We start from the raw sequence: 25,467 nt of genomic DNA, 5'->3' as shown, positions 1-25,467 counted from the left end.
CGTTCTGTGGCCGCTTGGATGGTGTCACGGCTGGCAGGATAGGGCGGACATTCATCAAAGGCCATGATCACATCGGCCCCTAAGGCATTTTGAATCGCCATGGAGGTTTCAGGTGAGAGATGAATGATTTGACCATCACGAGGTGACCGAAAACTGACGCCCTCTTCGGCAATAGACCGCATTTCACTCAGGCTAAAGACTTGAAACCCACCTGAATCCGTCAAGATTGGCCCGGACCAGTTCATAAATGGATGTAGGCCACCTGCTTGCTCAACAATGGATTCACCGGGTTGTAAATGTAAATGGTACGTATTGGCCAGGATCATTTGAGCCCCTGTTGCCTGTAGTTGAGCAGGGGTCAACGTTTTCACATTGGCTAAGGTCCCCACCGGCATAAATCGAGGCGTATCCACAGGACCATGAGGGGTATGAAACGTCCCAACTCGGGCCTGCGTTTGGGAACAATGTTTGTGACATTCAAAGTGAAACGGATGGCTCAAAACAACCTCATATCGCAGTGGCCTCTGTCAAAATATCAGGTTTATTCCCGCCCCCTGAAGTCATCACTAAAAAAAACACCGACCTAATCTCTCACAGAGGTAGTCGGTGGATTGGATATATAAGGTTGTTTAACTATCGGTTTTTATAAAATAGCTGGCCGGCAGCCGAGAAATCATGGTCAGCTTGGAACTGACTCAGCACTAGAGGAGTGCACCGGTTGGATGGTAAACCAGCCAAAGTTCCAAGGCATAACGAGTGAGTAGTAGCAGACTCGTTGACACCGATACAATAAACAAACCCATGACTAGGTTGGAGGATAAAAGCTCCAACCGCTGACTTTGCTGAGATACATGGTTATTAAGATCTCTGATATCAGCATCGAGTTGTTCGAACTGATCCAGGATGCTTTGTTTGAAACCATATGTATTTTGAGTAATCCAAGTCATAGTTCCTCCTATGAGATTACGCGAGGGAGCATCCATTCTTTTAAAGATCCCAAGTAGGGCAGTAAAGGTAGGGAATGTGAATTTTTCCTCAACTTTATGCGCCTAGGGGTTTATGCCTATTACTGTCGATGAATAAACTGCTAATTCAGATTATTTTTACTACAGCGTTCCATTTACCCAATCTTGAATATATCAAACTTCCCGAAACTTGCAGGACAGACTGTCCAATTTAGATAGGATCAGGGGAGATTTACCCTAATGCTCGATCGGCAGTTCTGCCTTACAGGTAGACGCCCTCTGCCTTGACTCACGCTAGGAGTTGATGGGGGGATCATCAATCTCAACATCACTTAGGAGAGAGATTGAGGTAAGGTTTCGCCCCCTAGCCTAGCCGCTCTCTATCACAACTGATGTGACTGGGTGCAGAATGAAAGCTTATCCTTAAACGCTTTAGAAATACCTCCACTATCTCAATTTAGTAGTGAATTGCCCCTATTTCTGAGTCTTATGGGTAATGCCATTTTTGATGTTTAGTGTGCTCATAATCAGGAATGTTGCTTTTTTGGGTTGATAAGCAGCGCCGAATTGCGATGTTCCCGAAGAAGCCCCTTCTGGGAGCCTTTACGGATAGCCTGTTTGGTGTTTTATTCTCAGTCTGTGAATGGGGACATGTTTGCTGATTCAAGGTGCGTTGGCTCCAATAGAGACCTTAGAGACCTTGAATGGTTAACGCCAACTCATGATGCAAGCCTCTGCTCTGAACGCCATCCCGGAACTCGAAAATTTCTATGACGACTGATCATTGAAGAGCTAGACCGTATTTCTACGGAGAAGTGAAATCATCAAGAAACCTATTTTCTTGCCAAAAAATATTAATGCAACAATTCTTAGATAACTTATGATTTTTACATAGTAAGAGTTGTAGCCACTTGCAATTGGACCGCTATTTGGCTCTTTTGGACATTGAAGTATGATCAGTGTTAATACTGAGGTCAGTTTGGGGCTTACTATATCTAGAACGATTCCTAAAGATTCTTAGGATGTACAGTTCAAGCGACCCAACATCCTATAGCTCACGCCAGCCGTGCTCGCTATAGCAGCATCTTTAGTTTGTTTGCAGGCCAAGCAACCATATCGGGGGGAACGTCAAGATGCTTCCAGTAGATTGGCTTCATTTAGATAGACAAGAAGCAATGACCGCTTTTGACACTAGTGTAAAAAAATCCACAACCGAAACCTTAAGAGACCTTATCCATGACTCTCCGTCGGGACGGGTGATCATCCGCGATCCTCAAGATCTCTCGATTGGATGGCGAATTTACTTTAGCCAAGGTCAGGTTAATTTCGCAGAAAGTACGGTTGGCAGTCAAGAGCGTCTTTCCTACTTGCTGCAGCGCTGTACGCCTGCATTAGACGGTTATCCTGTCCAGGAATCCCTTTCAGATTATTCCTTCCTGTCTCAACTATGGCGGGCAGATTACATCACGCAGGATCAGTTTAAGGATCTGCTAACCGCCGTGACACAAGAGGCGTTAGTTCATGCTTTAGCCATTCCCCATGCCCAGTATCAATTTGAATCCAACGTCCAAGTTGAGCCTCTGGTTCTGGAGAGTTCTTTATGGGATCTGGTGTTACCCGTTGAGCAAACGGTTAATCAATGGACACTACTCAGTACAGAAATTCAATCTCCCTTTGCACGGCCCTACATTGCAGATGGGGAGACGTTTGTTGAATATGCAGATTATGTCAGCGACAGTCTGCCCCATATTGAACAATTAACGCATGCATTGGGGCAAAATCAATGTCTTTATCACTTAGCCCATACTCTAGGTGTAAAAGTTGGCGATCTGGCTGTTTCTCTCCATCCCCTCATCAAATTGGGTGCGTTGGGGATGCATCCTTATCATATGGGCGAAGTATTGACTCGTCCTCGGGTTGCCTGTATCAACCAGAGCAAGCTGACGCAGCGCTATGTGACTCAAGTTCTAGAGCCATCGGGCTATGACGTGATGCGCCTAAGTGATTCCATTCGGGCACTCCCGGCATTGCTCAAACGTCCGCCTGTGCTGGCTCTTGTGGAGTCGGAATTGCCTCATCTAGATGGCTATCAGCTCTGTCGGATGGTTCATCGGCGCGAATCCTTACGATCGTTACCCGTGATCATTATGGCTCCTAAGCGAGGCATGTGTGATTTAATTCGGACTCGACTTTCAGGCGCTATGGCTTGTTTAGGTAAGCCGTTTCATCATCAAGAACTATTGGCCTTGGTGCAGCAAGCTGCGGCAACGCTACCACTAGAGCAACAGCAGCAACTTCACGCTCTACCCATGATTGAAGCTCAAGCTCGCTCTAAAGCCTTGATCCAAGCTTAAGCGCTCAGACGCGATTAGACGGCGACGCGGTGATTTCTTATCTATACCTGGGACGAAATGTCTCTGGCTTATAATAAGGTGTCTGAAAATCCCTCAATTTGGTCATCTGTATGCCCACTGAACTGCAAACTGAGTTGGCTCAGGCGGTAGAAGCTCGTCGCAATTTTGCGATTATTTCTCACCCTGACGCTGGTAAAACCACCTTGACGGAGAAGTTGCTGCTGTACGGAGGGGCCATTCATGAAGCAGGGGCTGTGAAGGCCAGACGGGCGCAACGCCATGCCACGTCCGACTGGATGGAAATGGAGCAGCAGCGGGGGATTTCCATTACTTCGACCGTATTGCAGTTCGCGTATCAGAACTGCCAAATTAATTTACTGGATACGCCGGGTCACCAAGATTTTAGTGAAGATACCTACCGGACCCTGGCAGCTGCCGATAATGCAGTGATGTTGGTGGATGCAGCCAAAGGCTTGGAGCCACAAACCCGCAAATTATTCGAGGTTTGTAAGTTGCGATCGCTCCCCATCTTCACCTTTATCAACAAGCTTGATCGACCGGGACGAGAGCCCTTAGAACTGCTGGACGAAATTGAGCAGGAGTTAGGGTTACAAACCTATGCCGTCAATTGGCCGATTGGTATGGGCGATCGCTTTCAAGGCGTGTTTGATCGGCGCAGTCGCAAAATTCACCTGTTTCAGCGGAGTGATCATGGCAAGCGGGAAGCCCTCGATACCCAAATTGACCTGGGCGATCCGCAAATTGAGTCGTTACTGGATCAAGAACTCTATTTCCAACTCAAGGATGAACTCGAACTGATTGAGGAACTCGGGTCGCCGCTCGATCTGGAGCAGGTCCACAACGGTCAGATGACCCCGATCTTTTTTGGCAGTGCCATGACCAACTTTGGGGTAGAGCTGTTTCTAGACGCCTTTCTCGACTATGCCTTAAAACCTGGAGCCTACGAGAGTACACAAGGCACCATAGACCCCACCTATGAGGACTTCTCGGGGTTTGTGTTTAAACTCCAGGCCAATATGGACCCCAAACATCGCGATCGCGTCGCCTTTATCCGAGTGTGCTCTGGCAAATTCGAAAAGGATATGACAGTCAGTCATGCACGGACGGGCAAAACCATCCGCCTTTCCCGCCCTCAAAAGCTCTTTGCCCAAGGCCGCAACTCCCTGGAAGAAGCCTATCCCGGCGATATTATTGGCTTAAATAATCCGGGCGTGTTTGCGATTGGTGACACCATTTTTAAGGGGAAAAAATTGGCCTATGAGGGCATTCCCTGCTTTTCGCCCGAGCTGTTTGCCTACCTAAAAAATCCCAACCCGTCTAAATTTAAGCAGTTTCAAAAAGGGGTATCCGAACTGCGGGAAGAAGGCGCGGTTCAAATTATGTATTCCGAAGACGAAATTAAGCGGGACCCGATTTTAGCGGCGGTGGGACAACTCCAATTTGAAGTGGTCCAGTTCCGGCTCCAAAATGAATATGGGGTTGACACTCGTTTGGAATTATTGCCCTATTCTGTGGCCCGCTGGGTGAAGGGGGGCTGGTCAGCCTTAGAGTCCGTGGGGCGAATTTTTAATGCCATCACCGTCAAGGATAGCTGGGGGCGTCCGGTTTTACTGTTTAAAAATGAATGGAATTTACATCAAATGCATGGCGATCATCCTGATCTGGAACTGAGTGCGATCGCACCGCTTGCCGTTGATTCGAACCAGATGAGTTGAGCAATATTCTTCTGCCAAAACAACTTGAGCATTTTTTCTATTTCGCCAAAACTTTTAAAAAAATTATTGTTAAATTATGACAATGTGTTCCAAACATGCAGATTGTGAGGTTAATCCCTACAATGTGAATGTGCGAATGAGTATTTATGCAGGGGTACACGACAAAGCATGAGTAGTGGCGAGCTGCAAGGAAATCATCAGTTGTCTGAGCGAGAGCTGCAAGTTATTGAACTAGTGGCTTCTGGCCTTAAAAATGAACAAATTTCTCAACGATTAGATATTAGCAAGCGAACAGTAGACAACCACATTAGTAATATCCTCACAAAAACGGGAACCGATAATCGAGTCGCTTTAGTGCGGTGGGCCTTGCAGTGGGGTAAAGTTTGTCTCGATGATGTGAATTGTTGCTCCTTGCCCCAAGTAGAACCATAACGGCCCCCTGTATCTAAAGACGGCATGACCTACAAAGAATACGATATTCAATGTCCTACCCTGCCCTTAGCGGTTTATCGCGAGATTGCCGCACATTTGCATCAAGTGGATCGGGTTGAAACCGAGCTATTGCCGCAAGAGGCCGAGCAGTTTGATTATGCCCTGAGCCAAATTGGTTGGTTAAGAATCCGCCATCCCCAAGACTTGTCCTCTGCTGATCAGGCGCAAATTGATCAAATTCTCAACTTTTATGCCCAGCGATTTGGGGACTGGATACCTCGGTCTGATGCCGACGCGACTCCCAGTTCTACCGCCCCTTAAATCCATGATCGTGTAAGGTATGGGCTAACTCACCCACCTGTCACCCATTTATCAATAGAGAGAAGGGATGAACCTGACCTTTGCAGAACTGGCCTTACAGTACAAAAAAACACTGCTAGAAGATGTTCTGCCGTTTTGGCAAAACCACTCCTTAGACGAGCAAGAAGGCGGCTATTTCACCTGTTTGAATACCCAAGGTCAGGTCTACGATACCGATAAATTTATTTGGCTACAGAACCGCCAAGTCTGGACCTTTTCCATGCTCTATAATCAGCTCTCTCCAGACTCGGACTGGCTAGAGGTGGCTCGTCTGGGCGCTAATTTTTTGGCCGATAAGGGACGGGACTCGGAAGGAAACTGGTACTTTGCCTTAAATCGGGCCGGAGAACCCTTGGTTCAGCCCTACAATATTTTCTCTGATTGCTTTGCGGCGATGGCCTTTAGCCAGTTTGCGCTGGCCTCCCAACAAGATCAGGCCAAGGCGATTGCCCTCCAAGCCTACAATAACGTGCTGCGACGGCAACAAGATCCCAAAGGGCCGTACAACAAATGCTATCCAGGAACGCGTCCTTTAAAATCTCTAGCGGTTCCTATGATTTTGGCCAACTTAACCTTAGAAATGGCTCCCCTTCTCGATGCCGCCCAGCTGGATCAGGTGCTCGATCAGACAGTGCAAGAGGTGATGACAGATTTTCTGGATGCTGAGCGGGGATTGTTGTATGAAGCAGTCGGGCCAGATGGCGCGCATGTGGACTGTTTTGAGGGCCGATTAATCAATCCAGGGCATGGAATCGAAGCCATGTGGTTTCTGATGGATATTGGCCACCGTCGAGGGGATACAGCCCTGATCCAGCAGGCCGTCGATGGGATTCTCAAGACTTTAGACTGGAGCTGGGATCCTCAATATGGCGGCTTATTTTACTTCCTGGATGCTGAAGGCCATCCGCCTCAGCAACTGGAGTGGGATCAAAAGCTATGGTGGGTTCACCTGGAAACATTAGTGGCCTTGGTTATGGGGTATCGCTTGACGGGACGAGAAGAGTGCTGGCGATGGTATTGCAAGGTTCATGATTATAGTTGGTCCCATTTTGCCGATCCTGGTCAAGAATGGTTTGGATATTTGAATCGAGCCGGACAAGTTCATTTGCAGCTGAAAGGCGGGAAGTGGAAGGGGTGTTTTCATGTGCCTAGAGCCTTGTTTCTCTGTTGGCAACAGTTTAAACAGCTGAGTGCCGATCAAATGTTGTCGAGTTAAGGAGAATACCCCTTATACTTTGATGAGTATTTCCACTCAAGTATGTCTGGCCAGTAAGTTGATCGCCAGAGTAATGTGGGTCAGGAAATTTAGTGATTTTGCTAAGATTAGTAAGCTCAATAACCGCTCCAGCAATGGCCCGGCCTCGAAACGATAGGACATGGAAGGAAACTTAGAAATTACCCTGTTAATGGTGATCACTGTTGTCGCAGGGATTTCAGCTCAGGTTATTGCTGATTTTTTAAAAGTCCCCAGTATTGTCTTTTTGCTCTTGTTTGGGATTGCGATGGGACCGAGTGGATTGGGAATTCTGCATCCCAGTCTGCTAGGAGGCGGCCTGGAGGTGATGGTGTCCCTGTGTGTGGCACTAATCCTGTTTGAGGGGGGGCTAAATCTACAGCTGCGGGAGGTGGAAGAAGTCTCCACTAGCCTGCGTAATTTGGTCACAGTGGGGGCTTTAGTCACCTTGTTCGGCGGCGGATTGGCCGCTCACTGGCTGAGTGAGTTTCCCTGGCAAATTGCCTTTCTCTATGCGTCCTTGGTGGTGGTGACGGGACCCACGGTGGTGGCCCCTTTACTGAAACAGGTGAATGCCGATCGCCAAGTCTCTACCTTACTGGAAGGGGAGGGGGTGTTAATTGATCCCGTGGGAGCCATCCTAGCAGTGGTGGTGCTCAATATTGTCTTACAAGGCAATGCCGATCCCTTTACGATTGTCAGTGGTTTGGTCTTACGCTTAGGCATCGGCGGCATTATCGGTGTGGGTGGGGGCTGGCTATTAGGACTCTTTCTCAAGCGCGCTCGGTTTTTATCGGAGGACTTGAAAAATTTATCGGTTTTGGCGGGATTGTGGGGGCTCTTCGGGCTGTCCCAAGCCTTAATCAGCGAGTCGGGTCTAATGACAGCAGTTGCAGCAGGCATCATGCTTAAAATTGCGGCTTTGCCGGAGGAACGCTTGCTCCTGCGATTTAAAAATCAACTGAGTATTTTGGCCATCTCCGTTCTGTTTATTCTGTTATCCGCTGATCTGTCCATTGCTAGTATTTTTGCTCTGGGCTGGGGAGGAATATTGACGGTGGCGGCCCTGATGTTGGTGGTGCGGCCTCTGAATGTTTTGGTGTCGACTTGGTCCAGTGAACTCAATTGGCGGCAAAAAGCGTTTTTGTCTTGGGTGGCTCCTAGAGGAATTGTGGCGGCTTCGGTGGCGTCTTTGTTTGCAATTTCCTTGACCAAGCAGGGGATTAATGGCGGCGATGCCATTAAGGCGCTGGTGTTCTTAACGATTATTTTGACGGTTTGTTTACAAGGACTCACCGCCCGTTGGATCGCAGGCTGGTTACGTGTGCGATCGGATGAGGCTAGAGGAGCCATGATTGTGGGCTGTAACCCCTTTGGCAGAACCGTGGCGCATCTGATCAGAAGTCGGGGAGAAGATGTGGTGATGATTGATGCTAATCCTGAATATTGCAAGCAGGCTAAGGCTGAGAACCTGACCGTCTACCGGACAAGTGCGCTGAATATGGATGCACTGGACAATATTGGCCTGACGTCCATCGGTACGTTTTTAACAGCGACCAGCAATTCTGAGGTGAACTCCGTGCTGGCTCAGCGAGTCATGGAGGAATTTCGACCCCCACGCGTCTTGGCGGTATATCCCGATCAATCGCCAGACATTGAGGTGGCTGAACCGGCAGAAAAGCTAGCGAGTCCAGAGGTTAAACGAGCTTTTTCTTCCCAACTCTCTGTAAAAGAGTGGAGTCAGTACTTGAGCACCAATGAGGTCAAAATTACGGATACCGTACTGGATGCGGATGAACATCGGTTTAAGCGCCAGCGGGATCACCTCCAAGCCCTGATCAATGCCGGAACGGTCATTCCACTACTAGTGCAACGCCAAGACCAGCTCCGGATCGCAAAGGCAGATGAGCAGTGGCAACCGTGCGATCGCATTACCTACGGTCTCCACATTCCCAAACCTAAATTTGGCCCTTCGATGGTGCCCCCTGCCGTGTTGCCCACGCCCTCCTAAGCACAAAACGCTAAACAATGCCCGACATTCAATCCAGCGAAAAAGTAAAGTTTGCAGGCTCTATCCACCAAAAGAACGATATTAGTGCCATCGCTGCTTTCCATGATTTCTTAGTCATCGGATCGGATGAAAGCAAAGACGTGATCCAGCTTTTGCACAAGCAAGATCAGGGCTATTCGGTTGTACTCGATATTTCTGTATCCTCTGATGAGAATGGAGTGGGAGAGATAGATATTGAGGGTTTATCGGTTGATACTGAGGGGATGCTGTATGTAATTGGCTCTCACTCAGCGAAACGGAAGACAATCAAGGATAAAAATACCTATTTGGCCAACCGTCAAAGATTAGCAACGGTGGTTCAAGAAACACAAAGAAATACCATTTTTAAGCTGGAATTAAACCCCGAAACAGGACAAGTGATGAAACGCGCTGCTAATACCCAGCTGAGGACTGTGTTGGAACAGGATATTGTCCTCCATCGGTTTCTCGATCTTCCTAGCAAAGAAAATGGCATTGATATAGAAGGCTTAGCCGTTCACGAGGAAAAGCTCTATCTCGGTTTTCGTGGCCCTGTGTTGAGAGGGAACTATGTCCCCGTGATGGTGACAGAGTTTGAGGATTTACTGGATTATGAATTGCGGTATGTCCAATTAGCGGGGCATGGCATTCGGGATATCACGAGAGTCAAGAATGGTTTTCTGCTGATTGCAGGTCCCGTCGGAGACGGTTTAGGGCCGTATCAACTGTATTTTTGGAATGGCCAAGATATGATTCCGGGGATAGATAGGCCAGACACGTCAAGTTTTTGTCAATGGATTGGCGATATTCCATTGCCCAAGACATATCCAGGAGCGAAGGCCGAAGGACTGACGGTCCTGAAAGAAAAGGGCAAAACCATAACCGCCATGATTGTTTACGATGGGGTTCCGAACGGCGCTCCCACCGTTTTTAAGATTAAACGTTGAAGGATCTGCTCAGCCACCCACTTCCCGACTCTTACTGCTGTTTAGAACTCACAATGATCGGTTCTTCACCTTCCAAATCACCTGCTGCGGGGGGAAGAGAGGTGCGTTGAGGGGCCATGCGATCGCTCAAACTTTTGATCACAATATATAGAATAGGGACCACAAACAAACTCAGGAATGTGGCTACAAACATCCCTCCAAACACGGCTGTTCCTAAGGATTGACGGCTGGCAGCTCCAGCCCCAGAGGCCACCACCAGCGGAAAAATACTGCTAAGGGTCGAGATGGCCGTCATTAGAATAGGACGCAAGCGCTGTTGGGCCGCTTGCAAAGCTGCTTGAGAGACAGATAAACCTTGCTCTAGCCGCAGTTGATTGGCAAACTCCACAATCAGGATTGAATTTTTACTGGCAAGACCAATCAGCATCACCAAGCCAATTTGGCAGTAAATATCATTGGGGAAACTGCGCAACAGTTGAGCACCCAACGCCCCCAAGACAGCCAGCGGCACCGACAGCATGATAATGATCGGATCGACATAACTTTCGTACTGAGCTGCGAGTACCAGAAAGACTAAGACCAATCCCAAACTGAAAATAATCAGCGCTTGACCACCCGACTCAATTTCCTCTAAAGAGGCCCCAGACCACTCAAACCCCAAGCCAGGTGGCAGCACTTTGGCAGCGAGTTCCTCCATCACCTTCAGAGCTTGGCCGGAGCTAACGCCCGCCGCTGCCGCGCCGTTAATCTCAATCGAACGATACTGGTTGTAGTGATTAATGGTTTGAGCACCCGTGACTGAGGTAATGGTGACTAAGTTACTCAGCGGAATCATTTGGTTATTTTCGGCGCGCACATATAGTTTGCCAATATCATCAGGATTAGACCGAAACTGCTGATCGGCTTGGACATACACACGATAGGTGCGGCGCCCTAGGCTGAAGTCATTGACGTAGCGCGATCCTAAATAGACCTGCAGGGTATCAAAGATTTCATCCACCCCCACTTGCAGCGCTTTGGCTCGCTGGCGATTCACTTCAATTTTCAGCTGTGGCGTGTTCGCACCATAGGTAGTGAATGCCCCTTCTAAGGCGGGATGCTGGTTGGCGGCACCCAATAATTGACCCATATTGCCCACAAACTCATCCAAACTGAGGTTCTCAGATCGGTCTTGCAGCTGGAAGGTAAAGCCTCCATAGCTGCCCAATCCACGAATAGAAGGCGGATTGATGGCTAAGATGCGAGCTTCAGGAATTTGAAACAATTGGCCTCGCACTCGTTCAATAATTTTTTGGGCAGATTGTTCGGCGGTTCGCCGTTCTGACCAGGGTTTCAGGGTTGTAAAAACAATACCGTTGTTGGAGGCATTGCCACTAAAGCTAAATCCGCCCACGGCAAAGGTGGCCCGGACTTCTGGTAACGGTAACATCACCTCTTCTATCTTTTTCATCACATCACTGGTGTACTCCAGAGAAACGCCGTCTGGTGCACCCACGATGGTGAGGAAATAACCCTGATCTTCCTCGGGTAAAAAGGCTGAGGGGACGGTGGTATAGAGCCAGGCCGTCAAGGTAAGCAGGGCCACAAAAATAGCTAGTACAAAATATTTGAATCGATTCATCCAATCCAAAATATTGCTATAGCTGTGGCGCAGCCGATCTTGCTGACGATTAAACCAGTTGAAACTAGGGGCTAGCCAGCGGGGAATGCTGGGATTCTGCCGTAGGAGTAACCCCGATAGGGTGGGGGTGAGCGTGAGCGCATTAAAGGTGGAGAGTGCGATCGCAAAGGCAATCGTAAGGGCAAACTGCTGATACAGCGCCCCCGTCGTACCGGGGAAAAACGCTACAGGTACAAACACTGCCATCAAGACCAAGGAGGTGGCAATGACCGCCCCCGTTAGCTCTTGCATCGCCACAATCGCGGCTTTTCGAGGAGGAATGCCTTCATTTTGGATCTTGGCAGCGACATTTTCGACCACCACAATCGCATCATCCACCACCATTCCGGTGGCTAGCGTTAGGCCAAACAGCGTCAAACTATTGATAGAAAATCCAAACAGTTTAACGAATACAAAAGTTCCGATTAAAGAAATGGGAATCGTAACGGCTGGAATAATGGTTGTTCGCCAATCTTGTAAAAAGACAAAGATCACGAGGACGACCAGCCCTACCGCTTGAATCAGGGTCCACACCACTTCAGTGAGGGACTGCTCCACATAGTCCGTCGTGTCAAAACCAATGTCATAGGTCATTCCGGGCGGAAAATCTTGAGCCAGGTCTGCCATGGTTTCCTTGACGCCACGGGCCACCTCTAGGGCATTACTGCCAGGAATTTGAAAAATGCCTAATCCCACCGCCTCTTTACCGCGAAAGCGAAGAAAAGAACCGTAGTTTTCAGCGCCGAGTTCGACTCGACCCACATCCCTAAGTTTGATCAGGTTGCCGTTGGTGGCATCGACCACCACCTCTTCAAATTCTTCAATGCTAGTTAAGCGACTTTCTGCCCGCAGATCAATTTGGAACTGTTGGCCTGCGGGGGCAGGCGGTTGACCAATTTGTCCAGCGCCCACTTGGATATTTTGTTCCTGTAGCGCGGTAACCACATCTTGGCCGGTCAGATTCCGCTTGGCTAGCCGCTCTGGATCGAGCCATAAACGCATCGCATACTTACGTTCACCAAAGATGGTGACATTACCGACCCCTTGAACTCGTTTAAGGGCATTGGTAATGTACAAATCAGCATAGTTACTTAAGAAAATACTGTCGTACTCACCGTCTTCACTAAACAGGCCAAACCCCATCAGAATACTGCTGGACTGTTTACTGACCCGGACTCCGGTCTGCTGCACCGCCGTGGGTAATTGCGATTCAACACTAGAAACCCGATTTTGCACGTCCACAGCGGCTAAATCTTGGTCCCGATTGTTCTCAAAGGTGGCGGTAATCGAGCTAGTCCCGCTATTGCTACTGCTCGATGTCATATAGCGCAGACCTTCGACCCCATTGATTTCCCGTTCTAGAATACTGGTAACTCCGTCTTCGACGGTGGCTGCATCGGCACCAATAAAGTTCGCTTGAATACTAACCTGTTTGGGACTGATATCGGGATATTGGGCAACCGGTAAGGTAGGGAGACAGACTAGCCCCATCAGTAAAATGATCAGGGCACAAACGGTCGTTAGGACAGGCCGTTTAATAAAAAAATTGACAAGCATAAGTAGAGGAACACAGAGAGGGCGTTGGCTAGGTCATCATCAGAAGATAAGCAGTTGCACGACCAAAGGAAATCTCTTAAAACATGCAAAATAGTGACAATAGACGATGGTTCTAGACAACACCAGGCTGCACACCGTTTTACTGAGAGGGCGTCTGGGGTTTGCCTGTATCAACTAACAAAGAGTCACCGTTTTTTAAATTTTGCAGGCCAGACACCACAATCGTTTCACCCGTTTTGATGCCCTTAAGCACCTGGTAATCATTACCTTGGATACTGCCAAGCTCAACCGGTTGCTGGCGAGCCACCATGGGTGGAACTTTCCCCTGCTGTTGAGGTTGATCGGCAACAAAAATAAAGGGCTTGCCTCCAATTCGAGAAATAGCTGTAGTTGGCACCAAAATTCCAGGGCGAGTTTGCCAAATGACCTTTGCTTCAACGCGCTGACCATCTCGTAATTTCCCCTGGGGATTGGGAAAACTGGCTTTGGCTAAAACGGATTGGCTTTCGTTATTAACCGTGGGAGACACGAAACTGATACGCCCCGTTGTTAGGATCGTTTGAGATTGAGCTGGGCTCAATTCTACAGGGAGTCCTAGTGCCAACTGTTCCCGTTCTTCAATGGGAATGTTGAGATTGAGTTCAAGATTTTTATTTTGAATAATGGTGGTCAGAGTATCCGCTGTGGTCACATAGGATCCTAACTTAATCGGGATGTCTCCAACAATTCCGGCAATGGGAGCGGTGATCCGGGTCTCCTGTAAGTCTTCCCGTGCAGAAAGTGCATTGGCCTTAGCCTGGGCCAGGCTCGCCCTAGATTGGGACAGGCTGGCTTGAGCGGCTCGAATTTGTTCATCAATGGCTCTCAGAGAGGCTTGGGCAGCGGCGCGATCGCGTCGGACTTGATCCAAGACTTGCTTGGCCAGCGCCCCTTGTTTCACCAGCTTTTCTGTACGTGAGAACTCGGTATTTTGCAGGTCTAGTTCAGCGACAACCCGTTTGCGCTCCGCCTCAACGGCTCGCAGTTGAGCTTGGGCATTACTACTGGCCGCTGTGGCTACATTGACATTGGCTACAGCAGCCCCAAAGTCAGCTTGCGTTTTGTCAGGACTGAGTTGAAGAATAGGCTGTCCTTTTTTGACCGTTGCTCCCGAGGAAACAAAAATCTGCGTCACGCGCCCTTCTGATTCGGGTCGAAGCACCACACCCTGTTTGGCTTCTAAAGTCCCTAGAAACCTTGAGCCCTGTTTGAGGGGACCCGATTGGACTTTTTGGACTTTGACCAAGACACCTGGTGGGGGCTGTTGCCCTATCTGCGGGTTACCACTCAAAAACAGTCGCCAAACCGCTACCCCTGCACCTGCTAGGACAACACCCGCAATCAGCCAACGGCGACGTTTCTGTTGACGTAATGAGACTTGGGTTGACTTTAGTGAGCGCTCTGCTACAGCAATTTGCGACTCAACAGGCTCTTGCAGGTTGGACGTATCAGAGGGTTCCATAGATCTACACTGTTAGGACATAAGGAGTAGTGAACACCTCATTCCAAAAAAAACAACTTTTAAATTGAAGCACTCACAACTCAATTTTTGATTCCTTGAAAAATATAAAGAGAATCTAAATTCCATTCTAGTTCGGATTTAGCGGGATCGACTATCAAGTTTAGATTTCCGCTGTTTGAGTAGGGTCAAACGACGGCTATTTTTCTTCCTCGACGAGGGGACGAGTGGGGCTAAGTTGCCGTTGGATGCGACGTCCAAACTCTGACGGGAGTTTAGTGATGGCGTCTTGAATGAAGGCTTTGACAAAGTGGTCGCGGCGGTGCAGTTGAAACTGACGTTGGACCACTTCCGTCATTCCCCCATCACCCCAATCTTGATCATTACGAAAATATTCGATAAAACTCTTGCCCGCAATCCGAGTTAAATAGGCGGCGCCGATGCTTTGAATCGTTTTGCCGACCACGAAACCGGCAACGCTAAATTGTAAGGCCCGTGAGAAGACTTCAATGGCCCCTTTCACGATGCCTAAACTCACCATCGTTTTGGCCAGCGAGAGGGCCAGATCCTTGGCACGATCCAACGTCAAATCACAGCCATAAATTTTGGCAATTTCAATCACCATTTGGGTATTAACGGCCGCCGTGGCTAACAAATCAATCACGGGCACTGGCGTTACCCAAATCACACCCGCGCCAATCCATTGAAATCGCTCAACGATTTGATCGGCCTGTTGGCGACGCTCTTGATCAATCTGCTGGCGAGCCTCGGTTCCTAGACGTTGAGACTGAAGTAGTATATTGTCTGCGAATAAATCATCCCCTTCTTCTCGTAAAATACGGACGATCCGCTGGAGTAAGGCTTGGATATCTGGATCGGGCTGTACGGTATTGCCAGTGGCCAATTTGAGCGGCTGAGGATGGGCAGCAATGGCGACAATATCCTCGGGTGGAATCCATCCCTGAACCCGCTCTTGGAGGCGCTGTTGGATCAGGGTCTGATCGGCACTGGGATAACAATCGGTTTTGTTAAAGACCAACAGCGATCGTTTGCCCATGCGTCCCAAGGCTTGTAGCGGTTGGTACTCCGATTGGGTTAAATCACCATCGATGACAAACAAGAGTAAATCAGCTTCCGTCGCTAGCTTCCGGGCAGCTTGCTCACGATCTGTCCCCGCGATGCCCGGTTCTGATAGTCCGGGGGTATCGGTAATCCATAGCTGCTGATCAACACCGCGTAATTGGCATCGAAAGGTTTGCCCAACGCCAGTGGTGCCCATCGTGGCTCCGACAGTTCCCACCATCTGCCCCATCATCACATTGACTAAGGAGGTTTTACCCGCTGAACCGGTGCCAAAGACGACTATTCTCAGCTCCCGGCGCGTAAAGGTCTTGGCAATCCGCCGGGTTTGCTGGAGCAAGGCTTGGCGGGTGACTTCGTCTTGGATTTGCTGGACTTGCCGATGCACGGCACGGAGGTTGGTGGCTGCGGCATCCACCTTATCTTCTGGTACGTGCGGGCGATGCGGTTGTTTAGACTGTTTCTGTCCGCGAAACATCCAGCCATAGTAGAGAAAAGCCCCAATTAAAACTGCTATTAGAGCAATCAGGCAAAATAACAGTAGATTGGCTAGGAACGGCGACGAAAGTGCAATCTGCACATATAGCCACTGCAATGAACTCACCAACCACAGCATTAAGCCTAAAATAATGGCGAGGCCCAAGAACAGAATCAGCAGGCGAGGCCAAGGCATGGGTTAGGGTAAATACTTCGTAACGCGCTTCAGACCAGGCAGATCAAGGGATTGTCGCCGCCAAACCCGCACCATTAACCACAAGTTATTGAGAAAGTATCCAGAGGTCAACACACTATTAAACAGTAAAAGGGAAATTCCCATGCCTTGAGCATTTTCGGCATTGGAAAGGGCCACGCCGGAAGTGAGACACAAGGTTCCCACCAGCCATGCCAACCCTACCAAGATAGCCACTCGACTCACTTCTCGCTGTTTGCGATCGCTCTCTCGCTGATTTAAGGTCCAAATGGCAGGGATAACCCCAAACACAGGGACTAAATAGATAAATAACAGCAGCCGCTTTAAGGTTCTATTTTCAAAAACATCACGGGAATCTTCCATGGCAATGGCGCTGGAATAGCAATCAAAGATACCCCTATCCTAGAACATTGGTGATCAGCCGTTGCGGTTGAGCGTTTTCCGCGATTTAGGATCTTTGGATAACGTTCGCGATTGATCCTAACGATAAGGTTTCGTCTCAGGGTATGGAGTTGAGCGTTGAGCTGTGGTCTTTAAAACCAAAAGGGCAGCGGAATGGGCGAGTTACTACCAAACCATCCAAAAACGATTGCCAGCGCCACTAGGGCTAAGGTATATAAGCTCATCACTAACGAGATACCTGTGGACCACACCCCGATCTTGGGAAGAAAGGAGAGGAGTAAGCCATTGCCCAGTAGAAGCGGAATAACGCAAAACAGCAATCCGAGCGCTGTGGAGATAAGCAGTGGGAACAGGGCTGCGTTGCCCACTTTCAAGGGTGTAAGGGCCGTATTGTACAGAAAAATACTGGCGCATTTCCCCAATAAATATCCGGCAAGAGTACCTGCTAATATCTCAACGATTTTTCTCCAAGACATTAGTTATTTCCTCCACAGATATTGTTTAGATGATTACTGCTCATTAATTGGCAGTTCTTTAAAGACACTCCAGTCTTAGTTTGTACCAACAACACAAGGTATCTAACATAGGGGCAAGCATCCCTGTCGGTATAAATAAAGCTTGCTACCTAAATAGGCGATACTAGCAGCGATCGGAGAGATCGATAGCACCTATTGACTTTGTAAGGTTTGGGCCGCCAGCTCTTGAACTTGTGTTTTGATTTTTTCGTCGTTGCCTGCGATTTTCTCAGCTTTTTGAAACCAAGACTCAGCCGCCTCGGTATCTCCTGCTTCTCCCCGCAGGACAGCTTTTCCTAAGGTCGCTTTGAAATTTTGAGGTTGCAAGGCCAGCATATCGTCGTAGACTTTTTCAGCTTGTGGCTTTTGTCCAGTGAGCTCATATAAGTCAGCGAGTTTAGCCTTCAAAATAATATCGTTCGGCTGTTGAGCAACGACTTTTTCCAAGGGAGGAATGGCTTTTTCCGGTTGACCATTCTCTTCATAATGATCAGCAACGGACGTTAGCGCTTCGACGTTATCAGGATCTGCCTCCAGGACTTCTTTATGATCTTGAACCGTTTTTTGTGACGCCTTTGCCTGTTGAGGCTGTTGATTTGAGAAAATCGAGGTGAGGGCAAAACCAATCGCAATCAGGCCAACCACACCCGCAGCAATAAGCCCCATGGTGATCGCAGGTTTGCGATTGACGGTATGAACGAATTTTTTGAGAGAGCTGCCTTGGGATAAGCCAGCAGCTAGGTCTTGGCCGGAGGAGACGCTACTCGCTCTACAGAGTTCAGAGGTAATCCACACTAGAGCATCGGCGGAACCGGTGGCCCGTAACACGGGCATGCCATCCGTCCGCACAATGGGAATGGAGGAGTAGAAGCGTCGATAGTTGGAGCGGGCATTGTCGAGGCGAATGATTAAGGGCTCGAGACATTTTTCAATCTGTAATTGGCCTAAAGGACCCGCTTCCAAGCGATCGCACTGGGTAAAAATGAGGGCCATTGGATATTGCAAACGATGATGCTTGACTAGGGATGCGATCGCAGTCACTAACTCAATGACATCTTTGACGGATTCCAAGTAGGTGGGATCATTTATCAATGCATAGGCATTGATAAACACGCAGCATCCCTGTGAACTCAAAATCATGGATTGAAAATCATTATTTTGGATGTCACAGATTTCCCCTGGCATGTCCCACCAGCGGAAGTAGCAGAGGGTTTGCGTTCCCCAAAAGCGCTGCTGTTTCAGGCTAAAGTTAAAGCCTGAGATTTTCATGGTTGGGGGAGGATATTGGCCCGTTTGGGCAATGTAATTCATCACCCCTTGGATATTTTCGTGTGCTTCTTGGTCCTGACAGTCAAACCAAAGCTGATTCTGTTGTTCCCCCTCATAACTGGAGTTTGACTCAGTGTAGCTGCCCACTAAAAATACGGTCTTGCCGACACCGCGCTCACCGATGCTCAGCAGATTGAGGGCTTTGGGGGCATCTCCGAATAATAAGCTCATCTTCTTATCGTTTAACTCGTAAAGATCGACTAGGTGATTAGGGGAATTAAGCGGTCTAGAAAATGTGAGTTGACCCAAGCAAGCAGCAATCTTGGCAAAGGTACAACGGATTGGGCAGCAGTTGATACAGGCAGACCCTGACGCTAGGGGCTTGTCTCCTATGGAGTGGGATTACCTCTGTGCGTCCTCGGGTTGGGGGATGAGGTTTCTGCCGAATTCGCGATCGGCTGATCTAGTTTCAGCTGGGTGATTAATTCATTCCTCACCTCTGGTGATAGCTCAGTATCTTTATCAATATTTTCAATTTGCAGCGCCACTTGGAGGCGTTTAACCGTGCGATTAATTTCACCATCCAGTAAACCAGATAGAGCCTTAGCGGCTTTCACTAACAAGAACACATCGGGTGTGCAACTGGCCAGGATGACGTATCCCTCTTGCGCCTGTACAGAAATTTTTTCCACATCTTGCCATTGCAGTTCTTCGTGGGTACTTTTTGCCAAGTACAGCATCGTGCCAGCAATAATCAAAGCGCTGTTCTCGCTAATGCCGATCGGTGGCGTAATGGGTTGCCCCTCTACCGACACTAAAAAGGCACCTTGAATGCCAATGGGCTTGGCGATTAATTCGTATAGAATCTGATCGAAACAATTTTTGGGCGTGGAGGCAGGTTGCTGAAGCAGGGCGGTCTCTTCTGGCGGGAGCGGCTGCTTAACAATGGGCTTGTGGCTTGATTGAGCGGCAGATGGGGCTGGATCGCCTTGCTGATTTTGGGAATGAACGACTTGTCGAGACTGCCGATCGCTAGCAGGGACAAAAACGTTCAACAACTCTTGCATTTGCAGGAACGTACGGCTGTAATTGCGGATGTCATCGGGAATATCTACCCCCATTCTGGCTGGCGGATACCCTAGAACATCAGGGATAGAGATATTCTCTAAAACACCTTTGCTTAAATCCTGTTGGTTCACGATTGCTGTGGGTCCACGCTGAAGGCAGATAAAGATACTGTCAAGGTGAGCATCTGTTAAGGGCTCAGCAAGGTGGTACCCAATAAAATAGGGAACATGACGACCCACATCATCCGTGGCATCCCCATAGAGCCAGCCAAAGAGCGTGTGTTCGGCATTGATTTGATAGAGATAGGCGGCTCGATACTCGGCTCCAGGTGGATTATATGAATTCCACCGTAAGTACACAACCTGATGAACAAAGGCATGTTGAATCTCTTTCGGAATTTGAGGACTGGATAAGTGCCTAAACCCGATCTGAGGGAAACTGGTATAAACAAGTTGTCCAAGAGACTGCAACATGATGGGTCCTGAGGATAGGGATGCTTCATCTGCGATCGCAAACCTTGAGGGCATATCAGGGCTTGTCAGATTACTAGATGAACCATCATTCTCATCACCATCCTGCCTTAAAAAAGTATTAGTCACCAGTGTGTTTGTCATATTGGAAGCAATCGATGTGGGAAGTGATCAGATACCTGGCATAGCCGATTGACTCGGCTATACAGGACTTAAAACAAGTGGATAATATTGGAGATAAATGAAGCCACGGAGTTGATAGGAATTAACCCACCAAAGGCAAAGGTGGTGCGCTTGGAATTATAGGTTGCTTGTTGCGACGTCCGACCACTTGTGAGTGGAACTCCCCCTGACCCACCTGATAAATTTTCAATTTCAGTATCATTGGAGGAGGTGGCTTCAATAATTTCCTGCTCTAGATACATAAAAGTCATCATGCCAGCGGAGATAGTTTCTTGATCTCGTTCGGATAGGTCTGTCAACAGCTCCGATGAACTGTTGGGACGTAAGGGGTACGTCGTGGTTTTTTGCAGGTTAGACATGGATGTTCTCCTTTTGAGGACTTAGTAGTGGTGCAAAAACTTTTGATGGTCACCCGGTTGGGCTTGCAGCTTTTCAAACTCACCTTCTAAAATGAGTTGGCCTTTATCCATTTGGACGAGCCATTCTGCTCGTTTAATCGTGCTAGGTCGGTGGGAAATCATAATCGTGGTTTTACCCTGACGATAGGATAACAGCTTGTCCAAAACCTCTGCTTCTGTAACCGGATCCAGACCTGCTGTGGATTCATCCAAAATCAGGATAGGTGGATCATTCACAATCGCTCGTGCGATCGCCAGACGCTGCCGTTGTCCACCCGATAAATTAGCGCCAAACTCTCCTAAAACCGTTTGATAGGTATTGGGCAAATCGCTAATAAACCCATCCGCATCAGCCACCTGACAGGCTTGAACAATTTGTTCAAAGGACACTTGGGGATTGCCAAGCTGAAAATTCTCAATAATCGATCGACTCCAAAAATGAGGCTCTTGCGGTACAAAGGAAACCTGCTGCCTCAGGGATTCTAAAGACAGATCCTGCAAATTAAAGGGGCCAATCCGAACCGTTCCAGATTGGGGTTTATACAAGCCCGAGATCACCTTCGCTAAGGTACTTTTCCCACAGCCGGATCGACCAATAATGACGATCACCTTACCACCAGGTAACTTTAAGGAAAAATCATCTAAAAGAACCACTCGGCCTGCATGGTGGAAGTTCAAATTTGAACAAGAAATATCATGGTCTCCAGACAGTTGAGCAAAGGGCTTCTTGGCTTCCCCAACCGATTCTGGTGTAGCATCGATCACTTCTAGGATTCGGCCAATGGCCGTTTGGGCACGGAAATATTCATCCGTTAGGCTAATCAAAGAGGTCATCAACGACAAGATATTACCTTGCATCGTATTAAAGGCCAGCAATTGACCAATACTGATCTCTTCTTTAATCACCAACAAGCTCCCCGTTGCCAGCAGAGCAACGCTGCCAATCCCTGATATCAACTGCGTGAAGGTGCCGTTGAGCACACTCAACTGAATCGTGCTAAAGGTTAAATTGGTGAGACGACCAAACCGAGACTGAAACTCTTCCCAAAATTGGGGACCCGCATTGGTGGTTTTTAATACCAGTGCGCCTTTAAAGGTTTCAACTAAGACCCCTTGATTCTCCGAAGATAGAATCAGCAAGCTGCGGGTCTTTTTGCGCAAAATGGGTAGAAACGGCAACGTCGACAAGGTCATAATCAGCGCAATAACCGCCGCCACTAGAGTCAAGATCGGACTGTAAAACAGCATAAATCCCAACGAAATGACGGCAACAAAGATTTGGCTAGGCACTCGAACCACAATTTGGGAAACGAGCTGGTTGACTTCGTTAATATCGCGCAAACGACTGACGATTTCCCCACTTCGCCGGGACTCGTAGTAATTCAAGGGGAGTTGCAAAATCTTGCGACCAAACTCCAATACCAATCCCAACTGCAATCGCTGACTGAAGTGGGCGATTAGATTCGACTGCATGATTTGCAGACTACTGCTAAACACTTGGGAGACGACCACCCCCACCACTACAATGGTCAGCAATTCCATATCCTGACGGACTAAAACATCATCTGTCAGAATCTGAATGAGAAACGGGCTGGATAGCGCCAATAAGCCCAACACAATGTTAATCAGAAGGGCTTGACTCAAAATACGGCGATAGGGCCAGATTCGCTTAAGGAATCGCGAAAAACCAGCTGATACCGCTTCATCATCCTCTGATTGGTCATTAAAACGCTCAGAATCAGGCTCTACCAAGAGCATGATTCCATTCCAAGACTCTAACAGCTCTCGTTTAGTCAGATAGCGAATGCCAATTCCTGGATCGGCAACCACATATTTACGGCCGCGTTTCCCGTATAAAACGACCCAGTGATAGCCCTTCCAGTGAATGATAGCTGGCAGCAAAATTTCCTGTAAGCGATCCACCAGGGCTTCCGACGCTTTAACCGAACGCGCATTAAAACCTAGCGCTTCTGCACCTCGTTTAAGGCCCAACAGTGTGGTTCCCAGTTGGCCTGTTCCCACCACCTCTCGGCTACGAGTGATGCTAAGGATCCGCCCATAATATTTACAGATACTGGCCAAACAGGCTGCTCCACAGTCCTCTTCGCTCCACTGTTTGATACACTGGTAGCTCTTTCGTGATTTAAGAGGGTTTAGGAACATTAAAGCAGTCATAAATGCATTGCCATATTATTCTTGCAAAGAACGGGGTGCGTTGGTGCAATCCATACGTGATCTATACATTGGACAATAATCTTGCTTTCTTGAGAACAAACTCCAGAACCGTTTCTTGACGAGAGACAATATCGGCTCGACCTTCCATACCAAACTGAAGACGGCACCAACGTTTTTGATCTCCCATATATAAGGTGCGCGGTTGAATCGTCACTTGGTAAAAGGTGGGGCTTGTGGGTCCCTCACCTGCGGGAATAGCATCAGGAGACACATTCCTAACGGTGCCTTTTAGGGTTCCGTAATCTGTGTAAGGACAGGCCGAAACTCGCATCTGAACCGTTTGTCCTGTTTTGACCTGATTGATATCTTGAGCACCGACTTTAGCTTTAATCACTAAGGGAGCATTGCGAGGAGCGATTTGGGCAATCGCAGCCCCTGGCTGCACCACTTGTCCAGGATTAGTAAGATTGAGCTGAAGGACAGTGCCATCAATAGGAGCCTTAATTTGGGTTCCTTTTAGTTCATTAGTAATTTGCTTGAGTTCTTTTTGAGTCCGCTGTAATTGGTTCTGAGCTTCAATGCGAGTTCGCATCAGCTGCTCTTTTTGCTGGCCTAAGCCTGCAACCGTCACATTACCTCGGGCCTTTTCTTGAGCAATCTGCTCCTGCGCTTTAGCAATGCTGGCATCAGTTGGGTTTAAAGCAGCTTTGAGGCGTTTAATGCGGGCAGCCGCTGCTTGTAAAGCGGCTTTTTTCTCTTTAACCTGCAGCTTGGCAATCGCTCCTGATGCTTCCAACTCTTTGAAACGCTGATATTCTTCAGCCGCTAAATCATAGCCGGCTTGAGCTTCTTCTAAGTCTGCTTCCGTACTAACCTGTAGATCCTGGAAGCGACGCTGATTCTCAGTTAAGTTAGCTTCAGCTGCGGCAATGGACCGCCTGACCAATCTCGATTCAGCAACAATCTGATTATCTAAAGATCTGAGTTGAGCGTTGATTTGATACCGCTGAAGCGTGATGGAACGGATGTCACCTTCAAGTTGGCTTTTTCGATTCTGTAAGGTCGAGTCATCCAGCTGGGCAAAGAGGTCGCCTTTCTTGACAGCCTGATTCTCTTCTACATTGATGTTAGTGACTGTACCCTCAATGCCACTTTGAACAACGCTCAAGCCTCCTGCCGGTCGAATGGCCGCCGGAGCCTTGACCGTAATGCTGAACTTGAGCACAGAAGACACCGCAACAGCAGCACCAAAGACTAGAACAAGAGCCATTCCTCCCAATGAAATCCATGGGCTGATGGAGGGTAGGAATTCGTCTTCCTGAACAAAATGAAGGTGATCAGGTTGGAGGGTATTCATGCAACTTTATCTATCAATTCATTGAACACATCAACAAGAGGATTTAGACCAGGAAACTAGCAAATCTTAGAGGCCTGTCATATAATCGAGGTCTAGGGAGCAGTGTGCTCTCTCATGGCTTAAATGTTGGAATTGCAATGTTTGAGCCCTTGGGGGGGATGCAGAATATATCTAAAAAACCTCACTTGCACTGGGATGATTTAAGATACCTGCATTCCCTTTTTTCCGTGAATCCTTACCTGAATTCACACTTAGTCCACTGAGCCAAACAGTAAATTAAAGGCACTGGTGTTAATCTTTTGGTTTGCACCTGTGATTGTTCCGCCTGCGCTAGCACCATTGGGACCTGCTACGGCAGTTCCGCTAGCCTGAAGAAGTTGGAGATGCGAGAAAAAGCTGGTTTGATTGATATTCAGAAGAGTAGCTGCTCCACCAGCCACCACCTCTTGCTCGCGATCTGATAGGTCAGAGAACAACTCAGAAGACATAGTAGGACCTCAATTTGAACTGATTAAATTCAAAGAAATATATTCGATTGGACTATTTATATTAGAACAGTTGGAATGGAGTAGAGCAGTGATCCAAAACACTTTCTACAGAGAGTTAGAGAACGATCAACGTTACATTGGCAACCATCTAGACTAGGGTCTACCCTAACTCGTTAAGGTCGCTGAGAAGTATCACTACCTGCAGATAGATGCTCGAAAGTAGCAGTGCTAAGCAGCACCACGCTAATTATTAAAAGACTACATTGTTGCAAGAGTTTTATGTATAAAATGCAATACTAGCTCGCAATATTTTTAGTAAATTATATTAAAAAATATCTTAAAAATCTTTTCTCTAGATATTGCAAAATTTTTTTCTATAGTCTTTGTTAGATGTTGGGCATGTACTTATTTGTTTTTGCTATGAACAATAAGCACATGCCCGTTGGATTATTTAGATATGGACGTTCAGTTTGTTTGTACCAGAAGTACGGATTACGTTGTGAACGCCATAGACAGAACCACCAGCTGCAGAACCACCTGGGCCAGACACTGAGTAACCAGTAGCTCCAGCTGCTTTATAGTTCTGAAAGAACTTAGTT

The 25,467-nt window shown here is 48.0% G+C and carries 20 protein-coding genes; 7 read left to right on the top strand and 13 right to left on the bottom strand.

Annotation, left to right across the window (positions count from 1 at the left end):
* Both Q0986_RS13730 and Q0986_RS13725 read right to left on the bottom strand, forming a co-directional pair.
* Nucleotides 1–500: tRNA-guanine transglycosylase (locus Q0986_RS13730; RefSeq protein ID WP_299411209.1), on the bottom strand; the 500-nt coding region annotated here is incomplete at its 3' end.
* 201 nt (nucleotides 501–701) lie between these two features.
* Complete coding sequence (locus tag Q0986_RS13725; RefSeq protein ID WP_299411207.1) at nucleotides 702–947, bottom strand: hypothetical protein; 246 nt, start codon at nucleotides 945–947, stop codon at nucleotides 702–704.
* A 1,151-nt stretch (nucleotides 948–2,098) separates the two neighbouring features.
* On the opposite strand from Q0986_RS13725, the gene Q0986_RS13720 reads away from it, so the two are divergent.
* The 7 genes from Q0986_RS13720 (at nucleotide 2,099) to Q0986_RS13690 (ending at nucleotide 10,057) form a co-directional block, all read left to right on the top strand.
* On the top strand, nucleotides 2,099–3,319 hold the full coding sequence (locus tag Q0986_RS13720; protein ID WP_299411205.1) for a response regulator: 1,221 nt from the start codon (nucleotides 2,099–2,101) through the stop codon (nucleotides 3,317–3,319).
* A 110-nt stretch (nucleotides 3,320–3,429) separates the two neighbouring features.
* A complete protein-coding gene (gene prfC, locus Q0986_RS13715; RefSeq protein WP_299411202.1) occupies nucleotides 3,430–5,055 on the top strand; it encodes a peptide chain release factor 3 in 1,626 nt (541 codons plus the stop codon).
* A gap of 168 nt (nucleotides 5,056–5,223) precedes the next feature.
* A complete protein-coding gene (locus Q0986_RS13710) occupies nucleotides 5,224–5,487 on the top strand; it encodes a helix-turn-helix transcriptional regulator (RefSeq protein ID WP_299411200.1) in 264 nt (87 codons plus the stop codon).
* A gap of 24 nt (nucleotides 5,488–5,511) precedes the next feature.
* A complete protein-coding gene (locus Q0986_RS13705) occupies nucleotides 5,512–5,808 on the top strand; it encodes a hypothetical protein (RefSeq protein WP_299411198.1) in 297 nt (98 codons plus the stop codon).
* Nucleotides 5,809–5,875: 67 nt separating this feature from the next.
* Nucleotides 5,876–7,063, top strand: a complete 1,188-nt coding sequence (locus tag Q0986_RS13700) for an AGE family epimerase/isomerase (RefSeq protein ID WP_299411195.1) — start codon at nucleotides 5,876–5,878, stop codon at nucleotides 7,061–7,063.
* Between the two features lie 160 nt (nucleotides 7,064–7,223).
* On the top strand, nucleotides 7,224–9,092 hold the full coding sequence (locus Q0986_RS13695) for a sodium:proton antiporter (protein ID WP_299411192.1): 1,869 nt from the start codon (nucleotides 7,224–7,226) through the stop codon (nucleotides 9,090–9,092).
* Between the two features lie 17 nt (nucleotides 9,093–9,109).
* Nucleotides 9,110–10,057: a DUF3616 domain-containing protein gene (locus Q0986_RS13690; RefSeq protein ID WP_299411191.1), complete on the top strand. Its 948-nt coding sequence runs from the start codon at nucleotides 9,110–9,112 to the stop codon at nucleotides 10,055–10,057.
* Nucleotides 10,058–10,088: 31 nt separating this feature from the next.
* Here the strand turns inward: Q0986_RS13690 and Q0986_RS13685 are convergent, their stop codons facing one another.
* The 11 genes from Q0986_RS13685 to Q0986_RS13635 form a co-directional block, all read right to left on the bottom strand.
* Nucleotides 10,089–13,274 carry an efflux RND transporter permease subunit gene (locus Q0986_RS13685; RefSeq protein ID WP_299411189.1) on the bottom strand — a complete coding sequence of 1,062 codons (3,186 nt, stop codon included), beginning with the start codon at nucleotides 13,272–13,274 and terminating at the stop codon, nucleotides 10,089–10,091.
* Nucleotides 13,275–13,413: 139 nt separating this feature from the next.
* Complete coding sequence (locus tag Q0986_RS13680; RefSeq protein WP_299411187.1) at nucleotides 13,414–14,775, bottom strand: efflux RND transporter periplasmic adaptor subunit; 1,362 nt, start codon at nucleotides 14,773–14,775, stop codon at nucleotides 13,414–13,416.
* 196 nt (nucleotides 14,776–14,971) lie between these two features.
* On the bottom strand, nucleotides 14,972–16,525 hold the full coding sequence (locus tag Q0986_RS13675) for a YcjF family protein (protein ID WP_299411185.1): 1,554 nt from the start codon (nucleotides 16,523–16,525) through the stop codon (nucleotides 14,972–14,974).
* A 3-nt stretch (nucleotides 16,526–16,528) separates the two neighbouring features.
* The gene (locus Q0986_RS13670; RefSeq protein WP_299411182.1) at nucleotides 16,529–16,906 is read right to left on the bottom strand and encodes a hypothetical protein; all 378 of its coding nucleotides are present in this window, start codon (nucleotides 16,904–16,906) and stop codon (nucleotides 16,529–16,531) included.
* Nucleotides 16,907–17,076: 170 nt separating this feature from the next.
* On the bottom strand, nucleotides 17,077–17,421 hold the full coding sequence (locus Q0986_RS13665; RefSeq protein ID WP_299411180.1) for a hypothetical protein: 345 nt from the start codon (nucleotides 17,419–17,421) through the stop codon (nucleotides 17,077–17,079).
* Between the two features lie 192 nt (nucleotides 17,422–17,613).
* Nucleotides 17,614–18,960, bottom strand: coding sequence for a tetratricopeptide repeat protein (locus tag Q0986_RS13660; protein ID WP_299411178.1), 1,347 nt, complete (start codon nucleotides 18,958–18,960; stop codon nucleotides 17,614–17,616).
* 158 nt (nucleotides 18,961–19,118) lie between these two features.
* Nucleotides 19,119–20,396, bottom strand: a complete 1,278-nt coding sequence (locus tag Q0986_RS13655; RefSeq protein WP_299411176.1) for a hypothetical protein — start codon at nucleotides 20,394–20,396, stop codon at nucleotides 19,119–19,121.
* 83 nt (nucleotides 20,397–20,479) lie between these two features.
* Nucleotides 20,480–20,809, bottom strand: a complete 330-nt coding sequence (locus Q0986_RS13650; protein ID WP_299411174.1) for a hypothetical protein — start codon at nucleotides 20,807–20,809, stop codon at nucleotides 20,480–20,482.
* Nucleotides 20,810–20,830: 21 nt separating this feature from the next.
* Nucleotides 20,831–23,023 carry a peptidase domain-containing ABC transporter gene (locus tag Q0986_RS13645; RefSeq protein ID WP_366918589.1) on the bottom strand — a complete coding sequence of 731 codons (2,193 nt, stop codon included), beginning with the start codon at nucleotides 23,021–23,023 and terminating at the stop codon, nucleotides 20,831–20,833.
* Nucleotides 23,024–23,084: 61 nt separating this feature from the next.
* Nucleotides 23,085–24,380 (bottom strand): HlyD family efflux transporter periplasmic adaptor subunit, encoded by a 1,296-nt coding sequence (locus Q0986_RS13640; RefSeq protein WP_366918588.1) that lies wholly within the window; start codon nucleotides 24,378–24,380, stop codon nucleotides 23,085–23,087.
* 251 nt (nucleotides 24,381–24,631) lie between these two features.
* Entirely contained in the window at nucleotides 24,632–24,868 is a 237-nt protein-coding gene (locus Q0986_RS13635; RefSeq protein WP_299411169.1) for a CTB family bacteriocin, read from the bottom strand.
* Nucleotides 24,869–25,467: the final 599 nt, after the last annotated feature.

The organism is Acaryochloris sp. IP29b_bin.148 (genome assembly GCF_028285565.1).
Classification (GTDB): Bacteria; Cyanobacteriota; Cyanobacteriia; order Thermosynechococcales; family Thermosynechococcaceae; genus Acaryochloris.
The sequence above is the reverse complement of the archived record's forward strand: the minus strand, read 5'-3'. Positions and strand labels throughout refer to the sequence as shown.